At 45.8% G+C, this 18,249-nt stretch carries 15 protein-coding genes; 12 read left to right on the forward strand and 3 right to left on the reverse strand.

Translation table 11 applies throughout. From position 1 onward, the window contains the following. The first annotated feature begins 73 nt into the window (after window positions 1-73). The 3 genes from EP13_RS01710 to EP13_RS01720 all read left to right on the forward strand — a co-directional run bounded on the left by EP13_RS01710 (window position 74) and on the right by EP13_RS01720 (window position 4,515). The gene (locus tag EP13_RS01710; protein WP_044055691.1) at window positions 74-1,204 is read left to right on the forward strand and encodes an FAD-dependent oxidoreductase; all 1,131 of its coding nucleotides are present in this window, start codon (window positions 74-76) and stop codon (window positions 1,202-1,204) included. Window positions 1,205-1,342: 138 nt separating this feature from the next. Continuing rightward, the gene (locus EP13_RS01715; RefSeq protein ID WP_044055692.1) at window positions 1,343-3,382 is read left to right on the forward strand and encodes a TonB-dependent receptor domain-containing protein; all 2,040 of its coding nucleotides are present in this window, start codon (window positions 1,343-1,345) and stop codon (window positions 3,380-3,382) included. Between the two features lie 8 nt (window positions 3,383-3,390). After that, the gene (locus EP13_RS01720) at window positions 3,391-4,515 is read left to right on the forward strand and encodes a PepSY-associated TM helix domain-containing protein (RefSeq protein WP_044055693.1); all 1,125 of its coding nucleotides are present in this window, start codon (window positions 3,391-3,393) and stop codon (window positions 4,513-4,515) included. An 18-nt stretch (window positions 4,516-4,533) separates the two neighbouring features. Here the strand turns inward: EP13_RS01720 and EP13_RS01725 are convergent, their stop codons facing one another. From EP13_RS01725 to EP13_RS01735, 3 genes are all read right to left on the reverse strand, one after another. Continuing rightward, complete coding sequence (locus EP13_RS01725; RefSeq protein WP_044055694.1) at window positions 4,534-5,949, reverse strand: sensor histidine kinase; 1,416 nt, start codon at window positions 5,947-5,949, stop codon at window positions 4,534-4,536. Then, window positions 5,946-6,635 (reverse strand): response regulator transcription factor, encoded by a 690-nt coding sequence (locus EP13_RS01730; protein WP_044055695.1) that lies wholly within the window; start codon window positions 6,633-6,635, stop codon window positions 5,946-5,948. The genes EP13_RS01725 and EP13_RS01730 overlap by 4 nt, the downstream gene beginning before the upstream one ends. 138 nt (window positions 6,636-6,773) lie before the next feature. Continuing rightward, a complete protein-coding gene (locus tag EP13_RS01735) occupies window positions 6,774-7,679 on the reverse strand; it encodes a LysR family transcriptional regulator (protein ID WP_197035943.1) in 906 nt (301 codons plus the stop codon). Window positions 7,680-7,807: 128 nt separating this feature from the next. On the opposite strand from EP13_RS01735, the gene EP13_RS01740 reads away from it, so the two are divergent. From EP13_RS01740 to EP13_RS01780, 9 genes are all read left to right on the forward strand, one after another. Further along, entirely contained in the window at window positions 7,808-8,980 is a 1,173-nt protein-coding gene (locus EP13_RS01740) for an MFS transporter (protein ID WP_044058667.1), read from the forward strand. A gap of 229 nt (window positions 8,981-9,209) precedes the next feature. Beyond that, window positions 9,210-10,394: a methyl-accepting chemotaxis protein gene (locus EP13_RS01745; protein WP_044055696.1), complete on the forward strand. Its 1,185-nt coding sequence runs from the start codon at window positions 9,210-9,212 to the stop codon at window positions 10,392-10,394. A 61-nt stretch (window positions 10,395-10,455) separates the two neighbouring features. Next, window positions 10,456-10,821, forward strand: coding sequence for a response regulator (locus EP13_RS01750; protein WP_044055697.1), 366 nt, complete (start codon window positions 10,456-10,458; stop codon window positions 10,819-10,821). Between the two features lie 28 nt (window positions 10,822-10,849). After that, window positions 10,850-12,862: a chemotaxis protein CheA gene (locus EP13_RS01755; protein ID WP_044055698.1), complete on the forward strand. Its 2,013-nt coding sequence runs from the start codon at window positions 10,850-10,852 to the stop codon at window positions 12,860-12,862. Beyond that, complete coding sequence (locus EP13_RS01760; RefSeq protein ID WP_044055699.1) at window positions 12,859-13,362, forward strand: chemotaxis protein CheW; 504 nt, start codon at window positions 12,859-12,861, stop codon at window positions 13,360-13,362. Before EP13_RS01755 ends, EP13_RS01760 begins: the two co-directional genes overlap by 4 nt. Window positions 13,363-13,410: 48 nt before the next feature. Then, window positions 13,411-15,576 (forward strand): methyl-accepting chemotaxis protein, encoded by a 2,166-nt coding sequence (locus EP13_RS01765; protein WP_044055700.1) that lies wholly within the window; start codon window positions 13,411-13,413, stop codon window positions 15,574-15,576. 3 nt (window positions 15,577-15,579) lie between these two features. Then, a complete protein-coding gene (locus EP13_RS01770) occupies window positions 15,580-16,413 on the forward strand; it encodes a CheR family methyltransferase (protein WP_044055701.1) in 834 nt (277 codons plus the stop codon). A 14-nt stretch (window positions 16,414-16,427) separates the two neighbouring features. Next, on the forward strand, window positions 16,428-17,057 hold the full coding sequence (cheD, locus tag EP13_RS01775; RefSeq protein WP_044055702.1) for a chemoreceptor glutamine deamidase CheD: 630 nt from the start codon (window positions 16,428-16,430) through the stop codon (window positions 17,055-17,057). Beyond that, complete coding sequence (locus EP13_RS01780; RefSeq protein ID WP_044055703.1) at window positions 17,032-18,078, forward strand: protein-glutamate methylesterase/protein-glutamine glutaminase; 1,047 nt, start codon at window positions 17,032-17,034, stop codon at window positions 18,076-18,078. Before cheD ends, EP13_RS01780 begins: the two co-directional genes overlap by 26 nt. Window positions 18,079-18,249 lie beyond the last annotated feature (171 nt).

The following is an 18,249-nucleotide window of genomic DNA, read 5'->3' on the forward strand; positions in this document are numbered from 1 at the left end:
CTGTGCAGCGCTAGGTGCAAAGGCTAAAGGCTAAGCGGTGAGTTAGAAAGCATAACAATAGGGAGTGGTAAGAGTGAATGACAGTGAAGCGCGTCGAGATTTTTTAAAACGCATGGGGGCGGGCGGTTTGGCGGCGAGCGTTGCAGGTTGCGCGCTACCTAGTGAGAAAGTAGGGTTTACTCGTCCATTTTCACGCCAGCCGTTACTGGCTCCCAGAATCGACAAAAACAATATCATTACCGAAGTGGTTGGGCATCGCCCGTACCGCGCTAAGGGCTTCGTGGTTCGTCGGGAAGCCATGGGGCAGAAAACCTTGGTGCACAATTATGGGCATGGCGGCGGGGGAATTTCACTATGTTGGGGCTCCTCTACACTTGCAGTTGAAGAAGTTGCTGATGCCAGTACAAAACACGCTGCCATTATTGGCAGTGGGGTAATGGGGTTAACTACCGCGCGTTTGCTTCAAGAAGCTGGGTGGAAGGTGACCCTGTATACTAAAGCTATGCCGCGCCATACTACGTCACATGTCGCCGGCGGTGAGTGGGGACCTTACAGCGTTCACGACCCAGACGTTTCAAGCCCTGAGTTTAAACAACAATTACAAAGGGCGGCAGAAATATCGCATTCCACCTTTGCCAAAATGGTAGGGAAAGATTATGGCATTGAATGGAAAGAGCTCTATTCCCTAAGCAAGACTCCAAGAGACGACAATGCCGAATTTCGTCAGTTTTACCCGTTTACGCAGCAATATGGGCCAAACCAGCACCCTTTTCCTGCCAACTATTGTACGGTGTCTGCCACTATGCTGGTGGAAACAAGCACGTTTTTGCGCCGCCTCACTCAAGATATCCAATTAGCGGGTGGACAGTTCGTCATTCGTAACATAGAAAATAAAAAGGCGTTACTCACCTTAAATGAGCCTGTTATTTTCAATTGCACTGGATTAGGCTCGAATGCCTTATTCGACGACAAAGCCATTATTCCAGCCAAAGGCCAGCTTATATTACTGCCTCCTGATGCGGGTATTGATTATTTAACCGTAGGCGGAGGTAATACATCAGCCCCCTTGTATATGTTCTCGCGCAATGACTATATGATCCTTGGTGGCAGCTTCGTCCCAGGAGATTGGAGTACAACCCCCGACCCCGAAGAAACGTCAAGAATATTAAAAGAAAGCCAGGCTTTGTTTTCCCGTATGACTTAACACGCCTATAAGCGGTGGTGACATTCATCCTTGAGGCGCAGTGGCTAAATGTAACAATTGTAAAATAACTATTCTTTTGTCTAAAACTTAATGAGAATGTTTCGCGTTTAGAGTCACAACACTCAATGGGAGCATTTTTTGAAGAAGTCAGTATTTATTGGCGCGGTTTGCGCGTTATCTAGCACCGCAGTACATGCACAAGCAACAAATGTAGAAGACACACAGGATATTGAACGGGTTTCAATAGTCGGGGCTTCTACCAACTTAAGTGTTACCGCTGAAGACATTGAGCAGTTTCAGGCCAATGATTTGGCTGATATTTTTCGTGAGTCACCATCGGTAAGTGTGGGTGGCTCGGTAGGCGTTGCGCAGAAAATTTTCGTGCGCGGCTTAGAAGATGCTTATCTAAACATTACGGTTGATGGCGCTCAGCAAACCTCAACCCTATTTCACCATATTGGTCGTGTAACCTTAGATCCTGACTTGTTAAAGCAAATTGATGTGCAAGCTGGAGCCGGTGAGGCAACCAGTGGCCCTGGTGCTATTGGCGGTGCTATTCGTTTTAAAACGAAAGATGCGAGCGATCTTCTGCGCGACGATGAACGTTTTGGTGGCCGTGTAAAAGCCAGTTACTTTAGTAACGACGGCACCCGATACAGTGGCAGTGTTTATGGCAAGCTAAATGAAGATTGGGGCGTGCTAGGTTATTACAGCACCTCAGATAGAGACAACATGGAAGACGGCGACGGCAATGAAATTTATGGTACCGCTGCCGACCAAGACTTGTTATTCGTAAAAGCCAGCGGCAACCTCTCTGAAAACCAATATGCGTCACTAAGCTATGAAAAGCGTGATGAAGAAGGTGAATTTTCGGCAAGGCCTAATTGGGTTGTGCTAGAAGGCGCAGCGCTGTATCCCAGTGAAGCTGAGCGTGACACTTTAGTAGCAAATTACCGTTTAGACTATAGCGCTATGGTGTACTTAGAAGCCACAGCGTACAACACCTCTTCGTCATTTAGAGGAGGTCGCTTTGATTGGTTGGCAAACATCGACACTTATGGTTTTGATATTCGCAACACCAGTGAAACGACAAACCATGTATTTACCTACGGCGTAGATTACCGCAATGACGAAGTGGAAAGCGGCCCGGCTGAGGGGGCTGTAGAAAATGCAGAAGAGGGCAGTGTGCTAGGAGTCTATGCCCAAGCCCATAGCGCGATAAACCCAGAACTCACATTAAGCTATGGTGTGCGCTTCGATGACTATGACTTCCAGCAAGACATATTACTTGATGAATATTACGGCGACCCGGTCACCGATGAGCCTTCCGGGTTAAATGACAGCGAAGTAAGCATGAATGTTGGGCTTACCTATCAACTGTCAAAGGCCTGGAAATTAGCCCTTGGTTATGCCGAAGCAGCCCGAGGAAAGGAAATTGGCGACGGGTTTACCATTGACGAATACTTGTATGACGGTAGCGATGTTCCGGTTGTGGGTAATAATGTGGTGCCGGAAACCGTGGCCAATATTGAAGGGGCAATTGAATATCAAGCTGATGACTTGCACGCGAGATTCACGGTATTTGAAAGCACAATCGATGATGTGATTTTTAGCGGCTTTGAAGGCGACTCGGTTTACAATAATATCGGCGACCTAGAATCAAGTGGTTTTGAATTTGATATTGCCTACGCATTGGGTGATGCAAACATATTCTTTGGTTACTCTAGCGTGGATACTGAGCTATCACCACGCGCTGATTTGTACAATGTTGAATACGATACCATCGACCTTAACGGCTATGAATTTGTTGGCCTAGGGAATAGTCGCGGCGATACATGGGTGTTGGGTGTTGACTATGATATTAACACCGACCTCAACGTAGGTATCAATATTACACGGGTCAATTCACTTACCATAGAAACCCTGCATCAGGCTTTGCAGAACGGTTGGACCGATTCTTTGTACGACCTAAATAAACCTAGCTACACCACGGTTGATGTGTATGGGCAATGGTTTGTCAGTAACAACTTCAAGGTCAACCTCGCGGTGACGAATCTGTTTGATGAAGCCTATATCGATCATTCAAGTGTCGGTGATTACAGTGAGGTGTTCGGGAGCGTCATTGGGCCAAAAGAAGCGGGTAGAGATATTCGAGTATCAGTAAGCTACGACTTCTAAACACTCTTATGGCAATAGCAAAAACAGTGAAAAGGTGGGTCTTCTGGACTCACCTTATTTTGGGTTTAGTGGCGGGGATTTTTATATTTCTTATGTCACTAACTGGGTTTCTATTAACTTACGAACGTCAGTTTATCGAACTTGACGAAATGCGATACCGTGTGGATGTACCCCAGAACCAGCAAAGGCTCTCCACCGATGATATTGTCGATAAGCTTCAAGCACTACACCCTGAAACCCCCCATATTTACGTACGTTGGGTAAACAGGGAAGGTGCGGCCGTGCCTGCCTGGGCAGGGCGTGACAGCTACTTATTCCACCCCTATACCGGTGAGATTTTAAGAGAAGGGGAGGGCAATGTGGCGCTGGTGTTTCATTGGCTTACTAACCTTCATCGATACTTACTGTTAGAAGGCGAGCTTAAAGGCATAGGGAAAACGGTGAATGGCTACGCTAATTTAGTGTTTATTTTCCTTATTGTCAGTGGAGCGTATCTTTGGTTGCCCAATAAATTGCGCCTTGCATCATTTAAGCAGCATCTTTGGTTTCGTCACCATTACACCAATCGCCATCATCGCCGCCGACAGTGGCATTTGGTGCTGGGCGTGTGGAGCATTCCTGTTCTTTTCATTATTGCCATTACCGCCACTTTGTTTCATTTCTCTTGGGCAAATACCGCGTTATATGGTTTCTTTGGTGAGCAGGTGCCGCCACGTGAACAGCATGAAGAAGTAACCTCGTTGTCCTTAGATGTGGTTGACTACGAAACTCTTTTTCTTGCCGCTCAAAATCATGCAAACAGCAACGATTACGACGATTGGTATTCAATGTGGATGGAAATAGGAGAGCACGAATACGAAGCACGCTTTTTTATTGATAAAAGCATAGGACATAGGCAGTCAATGTCGTACTCGCTTTACTTCGATACCCGCAGCCCCGAGGTCACAAAGGTGTTAAGGAAAGAAGATTGGAGCCGAGGTGGGCAAGCATGGGGCACGGCGCGTTTTCTGCATACCGGAGAACATTTTGGTTTCATTGGTCAAACTATCGCAGGGTTGTTTTCATTGCTGGCGTGTTACCTTGTGTACACCGGCTTTATGTTAGGCGTTAAACGCCTGAAAGCCTCTAAGTAGAGGCCATTAAACAGCCCGTTATACTGACGCTAGTGTAGTTGACGTAGCGTTGATAGGAAGGGCAATGGCTATGGTAAGGCCGGCGGTGTCATCGATACGATTATGCGCACTAATTTCCCCGCCAACGGCATGCACCTGACGTTGTGCGAGTGCTAGCCCCATACCATGGCCGTGGTTCTTCTGCGAATGTGCCGCCGCCTCACCTTCGCCTCGCATTTTGGTGGCTGTTCTAGACTTTTCAACACGGAAGAAAGGTTTGAATATATCGTCGCATAAGGCATCTGGCACGCCTGGCCCGTTATCAGAGATGGTTAACGTATAGGTGTTGTGCAATTTCTTCAGATGCACACTCACTGCTTTTTCCGGTGGTGTATAGCGAAGGGCGTTGCGAATAACGTTTTCTATAGCTTGGCCTAACGCTACTTGGCTACTGTTTTCTATCATGGCCTGCTCGGGCAATTCACAATGCAGCATATTGTGAGGGTATTCAAATTTTGCGTCGTCGCAAATAACATTGATAAGCTCGACTAAATCGAAGGTCTCGGTGTTAAGGCTAGGAAGCTCCGTTGACAGCCACGAAAAAGTTAAGGTGTCTTCTACTAAACTTCGCATAGTACTGGCTTCATAACGCAGCCGTTCCAGTGCTTGGGCCTGATTAAGGTTTTGCTCTACAAAGTCTACCGCCATATCAATTCGCGCCAAGGGGGTGCGTAATTCGTGGGAAAGGTCGGCTAAAAGTTGACGTTGATTTTGAATCAGGTTGCTGGTGCGATCAGCCATTTTATCAAAGGTAGCGGCGATATCCGTGAGTTCATCATGACGTTTAGGTAAGAGCGGTGTCACCCTAGCATCCAACTTCCCATCGCTGAATTCCTGTGTCGCTTTTTCAAGCCGTTTCAGGGGGCGCATCACATGTTGATACACCACATACGTAAGCAAACAAAGAAGAATAAGTGGCAGGGCTATTTGCAGTAACAGCCGAAACATCATTAAAAAGGCACCAGGGCGCATACGCTGGGGAAGCTGTATCAACAAGTGGGTGGCATCATCCACAAAGGGCACTTCCATAATGGGATTTTGGGCAAAATAGAGGTGAATTTTCCATTCCACCCCACGGCCTAATTGAAAGTAATCAGTGAACAAGGGCACTAATTCACTGTCAGCAAAAGGGGTTATCTTAGAGGTGACTACGCCAGCCCACGTCTGTTCCTGTAGTTGGATGTGCTTGATATATTCGGCTAAGGCGTCTTCACCTTGGGTAAGGTAAATATGCTCAGCCTGTTTGCCATAATTAAGCAGTGTTTGCTGGTGGTTATCGGCAATAAAGCTCATGCTGGTTTCGGTATGGTTTGTTAACCAATCTATGGCTAAAAACAGCACTACTGTGCCCAACCCAATGATGGCCCATAACCGCCATAAGAGTTTGTTTTTCATGAAAATCGATAACCTTTTCCGTGTACCGTCGCTAAACAATCGCAGGGCATACCGGCTTCTATCAGTTTTTTCCGCACACGGCTAAGGTGCATATCTAGGCTTCGGTCATATCGACTGAAAGGCCGGTCTAACACACATTGATAGAGAAACGCTTTGCTAAGGATCTCGCCTTGGTTTTCCGCAAGTGTCCATAGTAGCTTAAACTGTATTGGCGTGAGTTCGAGGGTGAGTTGCCCAATGTTCACGCCTTGATTTACTCTATTTAGCCGTAAATCACCAATCTGTAATTGACTGGGCTGTGAATGCGCCGCCACGTCTCGGCTGCTACGGCGCAATAATGCCTCTATGCGAAGCAACATTTCAGTGAAATTGAACGGTTTAGGAAGGTAGTCGTCTGCCCCTGTTCGATAGCCTTCTATCCTCTCTTGCTCGGCCCCTGAAGCAGTAATCATCATAACCGGGGTTTGCTTTGTCTTTCTGAGTTGATTAAGCACCGATAAGCCATCTAATGAGGGAATAAGAATATCGAGCAAAATGAGATCGAAACTTTGCTGCAGCGCGGCAAATAATCCCTTTTGTCCATCCTGACATTGACGGGTGGTAAAACCGCTATCTTCTAGCAAATGAGCAATCTGGTCACTCAAAGTAACGTCATCTTCTATGATCAGTATTCGTGCGGCTGACATGTGAGGGTCATAAATGAAAGAGATATAACACCAATGTTATTGATAATCATTCCTATTTTCAAGGTTAAATGTGAAATAGCGTTCCAGTTAATGCTAATGCTTGGGAAGGCAAGGTGCAATTAGCTCAACAATGGGGGGTTAACGAGAATAATGATCAATAATGTCCTGCCCGTATGCATCATACCAATTTAGCCAAGTAAGGGTGGTGGCATTGGGTTTCGCTTGCCACAACATCTTTAGTTCTGCATGCATGGGCGCTTGTAGAGGCACAAACGTACAACCTTTAGTATGCAGGTTTTGAATACATGCGGGCACCAATGCCACGCACTGAGAGCTGGCTATTTCCGTTAAGAGGGCTTGCATCGACTTAGGTTCACTCACCACATTCGGTTTCAATTGCTGATAGTGAAACGCCGTCATCAGGTTGTCGAATAAACTTGGCGCATGCGCACGTGCAAATAGAATGAGGGGATGCTTAGCAATATTGGCAAGTGATAACACGGTTTTTGTTGCAAGTGGGTGATCACTGGCCACAACCGCCACTATTGGGTCATCAAACAGGTGTTTTTCTTTTAATAAGCCTTCATGTGTTTTTTCTATAGGGCGAGAAAAACCAATATCTATAGCGCTCTCAGTAAAGGCTTGTAGCTGCTGCGATACTGTCATTTCATCAAGTTTCACGGTTACCCCACTATTCAAGGTAGAGAAGTTGCGTAATAAGTGAGGAAGAAAATGCACGCAGGCTGAACTTAAGTAACCTATGCGTAAAAGACCTTTTTCGCCGCGCTGTACTAACTGGGCATCCTCTTTCGCTAACCTACAATGCTTCAAAATAGCATCGGCGTGCTGTAAAAAGCGCTCACCCGCAGGCGTTAATTCTACCATTCGGGTATTTCTCTCGAATAAGGTGACGTGTATATCTCGCTCTAAAGCCGTGATATGTCGGCTTATTGCACTTTGCACCGTGTGCAATCGTGTGGCGGCATTTGAAAAACTTTTGCAATGTGCAACCTCAACAAAGGTCCGTAAATGTTTAAAATTCATGGTTATGCCAAAATAAGATAAATAGACCATATTTATATCATTTAATAAGTAAGGTAAATAGCGATACAGTTAAGCTTTCCCAAAAGCCAATGCTTTTCAATACAGGCAAGCTTGAATTCGAGGTTTTTATGACAGCGACTAATAACAAATCTTTTACCCTTACTCGTTATGGAGAATACTCACTCCTTATTTCCGCCATGTTAACCATTATGGTAGGTGCGGCCATTGCGCCTGGATTAACCACCATTTCTCAACAGCTAGGCGTTCAAGAATATGCGCCTTTGCTGATTACCCTGCCAGCATTAGGGGCCATTTTATTTGCCCCGGTCTTCGGCACACTTATTGACAAAATAGGCGCTCGGAAAACACTGTTAATCAGCTTGTGGGGATACTTTATTTTTGGCTGTGCTGGCGCATTCTTAGAAGGGCCCTTCCCGTTGGCGATAGACCGTATATTATTGGGGGCTTTCACCGCTGGGCAAATGGCGGCGGGCACTGCGGTGATTTCTTATTGGTTTCAAGGAGAAAAACGTCTTTCGATGATGGCTAAGCAAGGCATGGCCATAGAGCTGGGGGGCGTGATATTTTTATTCTTTGGTGGGCTATTAACTGAGCTTCATTGGCAAGCGCCGTTTATTATCTACGCGCTGGCGTTAGTTTGTGCGCTATTGGTTTCGGCTTTCGTTCCAAAACCTCGCACGTTATCGCAAGCAGAAGCCAAGGATGAAACATTACCAAATTTGGCTTGGCAGGCCACTCCACAAGACGAATCGGTTAAGCCTATTATTTTGTTAGCCGTTATGGCAATGAGCTTATTTTTCAGTATGTTCATTATGTTGCCTACACATTTAGCTGGCCTCGGTTTTGGTGAAGCAGAAACAGGGTACTTGTTGTCGTTTACTTCTTTTGTTGCTGTGTTATCAGCCATGTTAATGCCAAAAATTGTAAAGCAAGTTGGCAATAAAATGACACTTGTCATCGCCTTTGTAACCTACGGTTTAGCGCACAGTTTATTCGCTACTACCAGCACTTTAGCTTGGCTCATTGGTGCCGCTGTGGCGGCCGGTGTTGGGTTTGGTTTTTCTATCCCACTGCTAAACCATAGAACCGTAGAAGTCAGTAGTGAGGAAAAGCGCGGTAAACATTTATCGTATTTTGCTATGGCTGTGTTTTTGGGGCAGTTTCTAACCTCGGCGCTGGAGTTCATACCCGTTGCCCATTGGCAGCTATTCTTGGTGTGTTGTGTCCTCGCATTTACGTGCGCAATCGCGACTAAATTAAGTAGCTTCGGCACAAATTAGCGTTAAAAAGAGTTTTTTTTAAAAAAATCGTTGCGCTTCTTGCCTACTTTTGAAATTGGGTACTACGCTTACTCTCATATATTCACAGATGAACTTATCGCTTTACTACTTCGCTTTAAGTTGTGACTTTGGGCGGAATTGGTTCAACTAATACCTTCAATGTGGTTGCAGACTAACCGTGTTTTACCTTTCGGTTACCTAAAAAAGTAGTAAAGCTTGGGAGCGCGTTTTGCAACGGAGCAATGAGGTATTTTCCACGGGGGCGAGTTCGAAGGCTGGCCTCCTCATCACAGTTGTGGTTCTAGGGTTAGTTGCTGCTTGGGCAGTGTACTTTTTGGCTCAGCCAGTCATTGCCATGGCGGTGTTATCCTTGGCACTCATTGGTGTATGCGCAGTGTCGTTAAAGGCAGCCGTCATACCTGTTGAGGAAGCCTCTGTCGATATTACGGAAAACCTGTCTGCGTCTCGTGAAGATGTTGTTATGACAGGAAATAAAGTGGCTGATTCTCTGTTAGTGTGTGATGAAAACTTATCTTCCATCCGTTCTACGCAAGACGATGCGGTATCTACGCTCAGTGATGCATTTACCCATTTAACTCAACTGGTTAACCAACAAATAGCGTGTATTGGTTCATTGTTAACCGTAGGCGAAACGGAAAATATCTCCTATCCAGAAAAAATGCGTACCTTTGCAAAAGACACTGATAATACGCTAACGAGTTTTATCAGTTCCACCGAGCAAATGTCGTCATCAACCCAGCACTTAATGGAACAAGTGCAAACCATACAGCAAGCCATGCCTACTGTTATAGATGCCCTTAGCGGTATTGATGATATTTCTGCGCAAACAAATTTATTAGCATTGAATGCTGCCATAGAAGCGGCGAGAGCCGGAGAGGCAGGCCGAGGCTTTGCGGTGGTGGCAGACGAAGTTAGAGCACTCTCTACTCGCTCAACACAGTTTAGCGACGTGATTAAAAAGCAAGTGGAAAACATACGAAGCTTGGTGGATAAATTAACTGAAACCGCTGAATTTGTGGCATCGCAAGATATTTCTCACGTGGTAGAAGCAAAAGCGCATATTAGCGAGCAACTGGCATTTATCATTCAAAAAGCAGAGTCGGACGATTCAACCACTAAGCAAATAGAGGAAATTGGACAGTCACTTGATGTTGCCATAAGCACGGCCATTCGCGGAATGCAATTTGGTGATATTAACGGGCAACACCTTGCCTACACCCAAGACATTGTTCGCTTTATTATTGAGCAATTACAGCAGCTTAACGCCGACAATTTAGAACAATTTGTCGCAGACCTAGACGCCTATCAACAAGCACTAGCACAACGAGGTAAAACCGATCACAACCCTGTGTCTGCAACATCTATGAGCGCAGGTGACGTAGAGCTGTTTTAGCATCGTCTAAATGGAAAACGGAATTAAATAGTATCAACACACTATTGAGGAAATGTGAATCATGAGTAAGCAAGTTTTAGTGGTAGACGACTCTGTCTCTATCCGTCAAATGGTTGAAATGACGTTGAAAGGGGCGGGTTATGGCGTGACCACGGCACAAGATGGCCAAGATGCGCTAGATAAATGCAAATCGTCGAGCTTCGATTTTGTGTTAACCGACCAAAATATGCCTCGCATGGACGGGCTAACATTAATTGCCAAATTGCGAGGGCTGGGCAGTTATTCACGAACCCCTATTGTTATGTTAACTACCGAAGCGGGTGGAGACATGAAGGCGAAAGGGAAAGCGGCGGGCGCCACCGGTTGGATGGTTAAACCCTTTGACCCCAATAAGCTGCTTGATGTGACTAAGCGCGTTCTAGGTTAACCTGCCAACCGGTCTGGATGGATTCAGCATGAGCATTGATATAGAGCAGTTCCATGGGGTGTTTTTCGATGAAAGTGATGAACACCTTGATGCGATGGAACAATTACTTATGGCGTTGGACGTGGACGCTCCCGATGCTGAAGAGCTCAACAGTATATTTCGTGCTGCTCATTCTATAAAAGGGGGCAGTGGGATATTTGGGTTTGATGCGCTTATGAATCTTACCCATGTGATGGAAAACCTGCTAGACAAAGCACGTAACCACGAGTTGGTCGTGACTACGCGCATTGTGAATGTTCTGCTTGAAACCCTCGATGTGTTAAAAGCCACCCTCTATGCGTATCGCAATGACACCCCCGTACCCGAACAAGACATTTCCACCCGTATTGCACTGCTTAACGGCGTCATTAACGGTAAGTCAGCTCAACCGCAAGCCCTAAAGAGCCCTACTGACACGCAGATAGATGACGGTTTTGGCTTCTTTGACGATGACATCCTCTCGCCAGGTGAGGCCAATGCTGAGGATACTACCGATGAGGCATTCGGCTTTTTTGATGATGAGCCCAGTGATCTCACTACGGATGAGGAGGACCAAGGTTTTGGCTTTTTTGATGATTCGCCAGCCTCCTCAGCGCCTACTGACGAACATGATGATTTCGGTTTTTTTGAAGATATAGCGGCCCCTAAGCCGACAGCGCCTCTTCATACTGAGACGCTGAGTGCAGAAAGTGATCTTGCCGAAATAGCTAAGCTGTCTGGAGTGGGTCAAAGGCCGAAGGTCGACAGTCAACACAACGCCACCAGTGCAGCACCTAAAAAAGCAGCGAAAAAACAGGCGAAAAAGAGCAACTTGAAAGAGGCTTCTTCTATACGAGTAGATACCACCAAAATTGATTCTATGGTGAATTTAGTTGGGGAGTTGGTGATTACACAGTCGATGCTATCAATGATAGGACAAGAGGTAGAAGGGCAAGTCGGTGAACGCTTGCAATTGGCTATTGATGAACTTCAGCGCAATACCCGTGAAATTCAAGAGTCTGTGATGTCTATGCGCATGCTTCCCCTCACGGCGACCTTTAACCGCTTTCCACGGCTAGTGCGAGATCTCGCTGGCAAGCTGGGTAAAAAAGTAGAGTTAGTTCTACAAGGTGGCACTACAGAAATAGATAAAAGCCTAATTGAAAAAATCGTCGACCCTTTAACCCATTTAGTTCGAAACAGCATTGACCATGGCATTGAACTCCCCGAGAAACGTGTTGCCGCAGGCAAGCCAGAACAGGGCACGGTGATCCTAAGCGCCGAGCAAAAAGGCGGCAGTATCATTATTAGTATTATTGATGATGGCGGCGGTTTACACCGCGACAAAATAATGGAAAAAGCACGTTCAAATGGGTGGGTGGTTACCGATGACATGCCCGATGCACAAGTCTGGCAGTTAATTTTTCAAGCTGGCTTTTCTACCGCCGAGGCTATTACCGATGTGTCTGGCCGTGGTGTTGGCATGGATGTGGTTCGCCGAAATATTGAATCTATTGGTGGCCGAATTGACATAGAGTCTAGTGCGGGAGAAGGCTCAGGGTTCTTTATCCATTTACCCCTAACGTTAGCCATTGTTGACGGCATGTGTGTGTCGGTAGGCAATCAAATTTTTGTTATCCCCTTACTCAATATTATTGAATCCTTTCAACCGACAAAACAACAGTTAAAAACCTTAGGAAATGACACGGTTCTATATATTCGCGACCAGTATTGGCCCTTAGTTCCACTGTGCAACTTCATGGATGTTGAAAGTGGCACAAGCAACCCAACGGAGGGCGTAGTGGTACTTTTAGAAAGCAGTAAAAAGCGATTCGGCATCTTGGTAGACGCCTTAGTAGGGCAACAACAAGTGGTGATTAAAAGCCTTGAGGAACACTACCGAAAAGTCGCGGGAATTGCCGGGGCAACCATAATGGGCGATGGAAGAGTGGCACTCATTATTGATGCCGATTCTATCGCGACAACTTATACCTCAAGCCAATTAGAGGAATTGCTCTCATGACAGAGACAGCCTTACATCAAACGGTTGCAGGGGGCGATGGCCACGAATACCTCAGCTTTGTCTTAGGTGATGAGCACTACGCATTAGACATCACTATGGTGAAAGAAATTCGTGGTTACGAACCTGTGACCAAGATAGCGAACGCACCTAGCTTTATAAAAGGCGTGATCAATTTACGCGGCGACATTGTCCCCATTGTTGATTTAAGAATTAAATTTAACGTGGGGGAGGCAACTTACAACGACTTTACCATTGTGATTATGCTGAATATTCAATCGCGCATTGTTGGCATCGTTGTGGATGGCGTATCGGATGTTATTCGTTTATCTGATGACCAAATTTTATCACCGCCAGAGTTTGGCGTTGCTTTTGATAGCCGGTATTTACAGGGGCTCGCTGACGTTGACGACAACATGGTGATTCTTGTCAATATTGAAAGTTTAATGACTAGCGAAGAGCTAGGTTTAGTTGCACCTGAAAGCGTTGGAGATGACGCGTAGTTTTGCGGGCTACTGCTAAATGGAACACTTTACTTAGGATAAAGAGTTATGGGCGTATTTAATTTTTTAAGCGGCGATGAACTCAAAGCTGCAAAACAAGATGCGAGTTTTAAGGACGGCATTCTTAGTGCGTGTACTTCAAATATTGCGGTGGTCGACAGTGGGGGAGAAATCCACTACCACACTCCGGCTTTTCTCAACATGATTCAACAATATGATGATGACTTTCATTGCCATTTGATGGGAAGCTCATTGGTTGGGCAACGCATAGACAGTTTGGTTAAAACCCGTGATGGCAGCGCCTTTTCACTGGTTCCTGCTCAACCTAGCCAAGAAGTGATCACAAAAGGGCATACCTTTAAAGTGTTGTGTTCTCCATGCGCGAATACCACTCATGCTCTCTACGTGACGGAATGGCAGGACTACACGAAAGTGGTGAAACATGAAGGTATGGCAAATGCCATCATGCGTAGTCAGGCCGTTATCTCCTTCACCACTGACGGCGAAATACTCGAGGCAAATGATAACTTTCTATCTGCAATGGGGTATCAAGCCAGCGAAGTAGTAGGGAAGCACCACAGGATATTTGTAGACAGTGAATATGCGTCTAGCGACGAATATGTTCAGTTTTGGCAAAAGCTAAAAAGTGGAGACGTTCACAGCGGTGAATTCAGGCGCATCAGTAAAGAAGGGAAAGAAGTTTGGATACAAGCTAGCTATAACCCAGTATTTGATGCACAAGGAAAGGTGAAGTACATCATTAAGTTTGCATCAGATATTACGGCGCAAAAACAAAAAAATGCAGATTACGAAAGCCAAATTACCGCCATCAACAAGTCTCAAGCTGTTATCGAATTTGATCTTAAAGGCACGATACTCAATGCAAATAAAAACTTTTTAACCACCATGGGATACACCCTTGATGAGGTAAAAGGTCACCATCACAGCATGTTTGTTGAACCCAGCTTTAAATTAAGCCCAGACTATTCAGCATTTTGGCAACAGCTTCGCTCCGGGGAGCATAGTGAAGGCGAGTTTAAGCGTATTGGTAAGGAGGGAAAAGAAGTATGGATACGAGCGTCGTATAACCCCATTATGGACAGTACAGGTAAGCCCTTTAAAGTGGTTAAATATGCAACGGATGTTACGGGGCGAACATTGGCGATTGAACGTATTAAAAACGTGATTGCCAAGCTAACCGAAGGGGATTTATTACATACCATCGACGAACCTTTAGATGGTGATTTTCAGGTGCTAGGCGATTCTATTAATCACTTTATTGAAGAGCTTAAAGATACCATAGTGAAAATTCACACCGCCGTGGAAACGATTGATACGGCATCGAATGAAATTGCCACCGGTAATGCCGACCTTTCCAGTAGAACTGAACAGCAAGCCTCAAGTTTAGAAGAAACGGCGTCGGCCATGGAAGAACTAACCGGCACAGTTAAATTGAATGCAGAAAACGCCGAGCAGGCGAAAGGCTTAGCAAGCCAGGCTTCCGATGTTGCCTCTGAAGGCGGCAAAGTGATTGAGCAGGTGGTGCATACCATGGGTGAAATAAATGATTCAGCCCAGCGTATCTCAGACATTATTGGCGTTATTGATGGTATTGCATTTCAAACAAATATTCTTGCTCTCAACGCGGCGGTTGAAGCTGCGCGAGCCGGTGAACAAGGGCGCGGTTTTGCCGTTGTCGCGTCGGAAGTTAGAACACTCGCACAGCGTTCTGCAGAGGCCGCCAAAGACATAAAGGCATTAATTTCAGCGTCGGTGGATAAAATAGGCAATGGTAATTTACTTGCCAATAAGTCTGGCGAAACCATGGCCAATATAGTGACGGCAATTAAGCGAGTGAATGACATTATGTCTGAAATTGCCGCGGCGTCCTCTGAGCAGGCGACAGGTATTCAGGAAGTCAGTAATGCGGTAGTGCAAATGGATGAAATGACACAGCAAAATGCCGCCTTGGTAGAAGAAGCCGCCGCTGCATCTGACAGTATGCGTCAGCAGTCAGGTCAGTTAGCGCAACGGGTTTCGGTATTTAAAGTGGGAAATCAACAAGTCGGCAACGGTAGCCGTTCACCCCAATCGTCGATGCCGTTGGTATCCCCAAATGATGGAAAGCTACCAAAAGACAGAGACGCGCCCTCGCAATACACAAAGGCGTTAAGCCCTGCCGCGCCCGACGATTCTGAGTGGGAGGCGTTCTAATTCATGACGGCAGTCTTGCAAGCTTCACCGGTTCAACGCGAGTTTGCCTATAGTCGGCGGGATTTTGAACGTGTTAAAAAGCTTCTGTTTTCCCAGGCGGGAATAAACCTTGCTGATTCCAAAGATGCCATGGTTTACAGCCGTTTGGCGCGTCGCCTAAGGGTATTGAACATTTCAAGCTTCAAGGCGTATTTAACATTCGTGGCACAGAACGAAGAGGAAATGGAGCATTTTATTAATGCGCTCACCACGAATCTAACGGCGTTTTTCCGAGAGCCACATCATTTTGATGCGCTTTCAACCTATTTGAAGGCGAATCCGAACGTGAAGCGCATTTGGTGCGCGGCAAGCAGTACCGGTGAAGAACCCTATAGTATTGCAATGACAGTCGCATCCGTATTCGGTAGTTTTTCACCAAAGATCTCTATATTAGCCACAGATATCGACAGCAAAGTGCTTCATATTGCAAGGGAGGGGGTGTATTCCCAGTCGAGTATTGCGCAGCTTTCTTTGCAACATCGTCAGCAATTTTTCTACAAAGGAAAGGGCAAGTATAGAGGCAAAGTGAAAATTGCTAACGAGCTTAGGCAAATGGTTCGCTTTGAACCTTTAAACCTTATGTCACCAAGTTGGTGTGTTGAAGGGCCAGTCGATATCATATTTTGCCGCAATGTGATGATTTACTTTGACCGACAGACCCAACAAAAAATTCTCTCACGTATGGTGACATTAATGGCGCCCAACGGCATGTATGTCGCAGGGCACTCAGAAAACTTCACCATGTATCCAAATCTTGTGACGCCTATGGGTAAAACCATTTACCGACCAGTGACCTAATTGGAATTCGCCGTATGAGTCAGGATGACAAGCCCATTAGCTATTTTGATAATCGCTTACAAAAAGAGGCGGTAAAACTATTGCCCGGTCAATATTATGCCACCTCCAATGATAAAGCATTGGTGACGATTCTGGGCTCATGTGTGGCAGCTTGTGTTTATGATGAAGAGATGAAAATAGGTGGTATGAACCACTTTATGTTGCCCGACATTCATTTAACGAGTGAGTCTGAACATTGTTTGGCCACTAAGTACGGCGTACATGCCATGGACACGCTTATTCAAAAGTTAGTAAGTAAAGGGGCAAGACAAAGTAAATTGGTGGCAAAGGCTTTCGGCGGTGGAAAAGTACTTCCAGGATTTGTACAACAAGACATTGGAAGAATTAACGCCGAATTTGTTATTGAATATTTAAACAACGCTAATATCCCGCTTATTAATAGCGACCTCATGTCTACGTATGCGCGCAAAATTTACTTTTTTCCTCATGAAGGAAAGGTCTATATGAAGCGTATTCGCGACTTTAATAATGCGACCCTCTATGAGCGCGAGTCTACGCACCGTATATTGTTAGCACAACAAGCGAAAGAGGGTGTTACTTCATTTGCGGAACATATTCATGCCTATAAAAGTTCTCGTAGTTGATGATTCAGCTTTAATAAGAAAGGTACTTTCTGAGATTATCCAAAGCGACAGTAGTCTGCTGTTAGTGGGAGCTGCACCGGATGCTTACGTCGCCAAACGCATGGTGCAGGAATTCAGACCAGACGTGATTACGTTAGATATTGAAATGCCAAAAGTCGATGGTTTACGCTTTTTGGAAGTCATGATGAAGGCCGTTCCAACACCGGTAGTGATGATTTCAACGTTAACGGAAAGCGGCGCAAATGCGACCTTGAGAGCTTTGGAACTTGGCGCCGTAGATTTTATGGCGAAGCCGAAATTGGGGGTTGCCCAAGGCATGAACGACTATGCTCATACCATTATTCAGAAAGTCAAAGCCGCCGCCAAATCGAAATTGAGCCACCCTACTGAAACGCGCTGTTCAAAACATGCCGCCATGCGTTATACCGGTACAGAGAAGCTTATTGGTATTGGGGCTTCAACGGGGGGAACCGAAGCCATTAAAGACGTCATTATGCATTTTCCAAAAAACGCGCCTGCTACCGTTATTTCGCAGCATATGCCACCAGGTTTTACGACGACTTACGCTAAACGTCTCGATAGTTTGTGTGAAGTCACCGTTAGAGAAGCGAAAGGGGGAGAGCGGCTACTACCAGGTTATGCCTACTTAGCGCCCGGCCATCGGCATTTAAAAGTTGAACGCAGTGGCGCGGACTATAGGCTTGCCTTAGACGATGGGCCTAAAGTGTCGGGTCATAAGCCTTCGGTCGATGTTATGTTTAATTCGCTAGCAGAGCACGCGGGCGAAAATGCCGTAGGCGTGTTGCTAACAGGAATGGGAAGAGATGGCGCGATGGGTTTAAAAGCGATGAAAGAGAAAGGTGCCATAACCTTTTGCCAAGACGAAGAGAGTTGCCTTATATACGGCATGCCCAAGGCCGCTGTGGAAATAGACGCCGCCAGCTATGTATTATCACTGGCCGATATCTCGGATGCCATTTTAGATACGTTAGAGCGATTGGGGGCGGGAAGCCGCCTATAGCGATGATTTTCAAAAGGGGGTAGTGGTTTGAGCTTATTCTACTTTTGGGTATTTATAGCCCGTTTCCTTGAGCGGCGAATTATTAAGTGTTTTAATACCCGCGGTTAAGAAAGTATGTTGTTGCAGAAAGCTGTTACTGCAACCAATACGAAGGATAGATGCTTTTGAAAC

The organism is Alteromonas australica (assembly GCF_000730385.1).
In the GTDB taxonomy this organism is placed as follows: Bacteria; Pseudomonadota; Gammaproteobacteria; order Enterobacterales; family Alteromonadaceae; genus Alteromonas; species Alteromonas australica.

Coding starts and splice junctions, on each gene's coding strand:
- EP13_RS01720 (WP_044055693.1), top strand. CDS start 3,391: ATGGCAATAGCAAAAACAGTGAAAAGGTGGGTCTTCTGGACTCACCTT.
- EP13_RS01725 (WP_044055694.1), bottom strand. CDS start 5,949: ATGAAAAACAAACTCTTATGGCGGTTATGGGCCATCATTGGGTTGGGC.
- EP13_RS01730 (WP_044055695.1), bottom strand. CDS start 6,635: ATGTCAGCCGCACGAATACTGATCATAGAAGATGACGTTACTTTGAGT.
- EP13_RS01735 (WP_197035943.1), bottom strand. CDS start 7,679: ATGAATTTTAAACATTTACGGACCTTTGTTGAGGTTGCACATTGCAAA.
- EP13_RS01740 (WP_044058667.1), top strand. CDS start 7,808: ATGACAGCGACTAATAACAAATCTTTTACCCTTACTCGTTATGGAGAA.
- EP13_RS01750 (WP_044055697.1), top strand. CDS start 10,456: ATGAGTAAGCAAGTTTTAGTGGTAGACGACTCTGTCTCTATCCGTCAA.
- EP13_RS01755 (WP_044055698.1), top strand. CDS start 10,850: ATGAGCATTGATATAGAGCAGTTCCATGGGGTGTTTTTCGATGAAAGT.
- EP13_RS01760 (WP_044055699.1), top strand. CDS start 12,859: ATGACAGAGACAGCCTTACATCAAACGGTTGCAGGGGGCGATGGCCAC.
- EP13_RS01765 (WP_044055700.1), top strand. CDS start 13,411: ATGGGCGTATTTAATTTTTTAAGCGGCGATGAACTCAAAGCTGCAAAA.
- EP13_RS01770 (WP_044055701.1), top strand. CDS start 15,580: ATGACGGCAGTCTTGCAAGCTTCACCGGTTCAACGCGAGTTTGCCTAT.
- cheD (WP_044055702.1), top strand. CDS start 16,428: ATGAGTCAGGATGACAAGCCCATTAGCTATTTTGATAATCGCTTACAA.
- EP13_RS01780 (WP_044055703.1), top strand. CDS start 17,032: ATGCCTATAAAAGTTCTCGTAGTTGATGATTCAGCTTTAATAAGAAAG.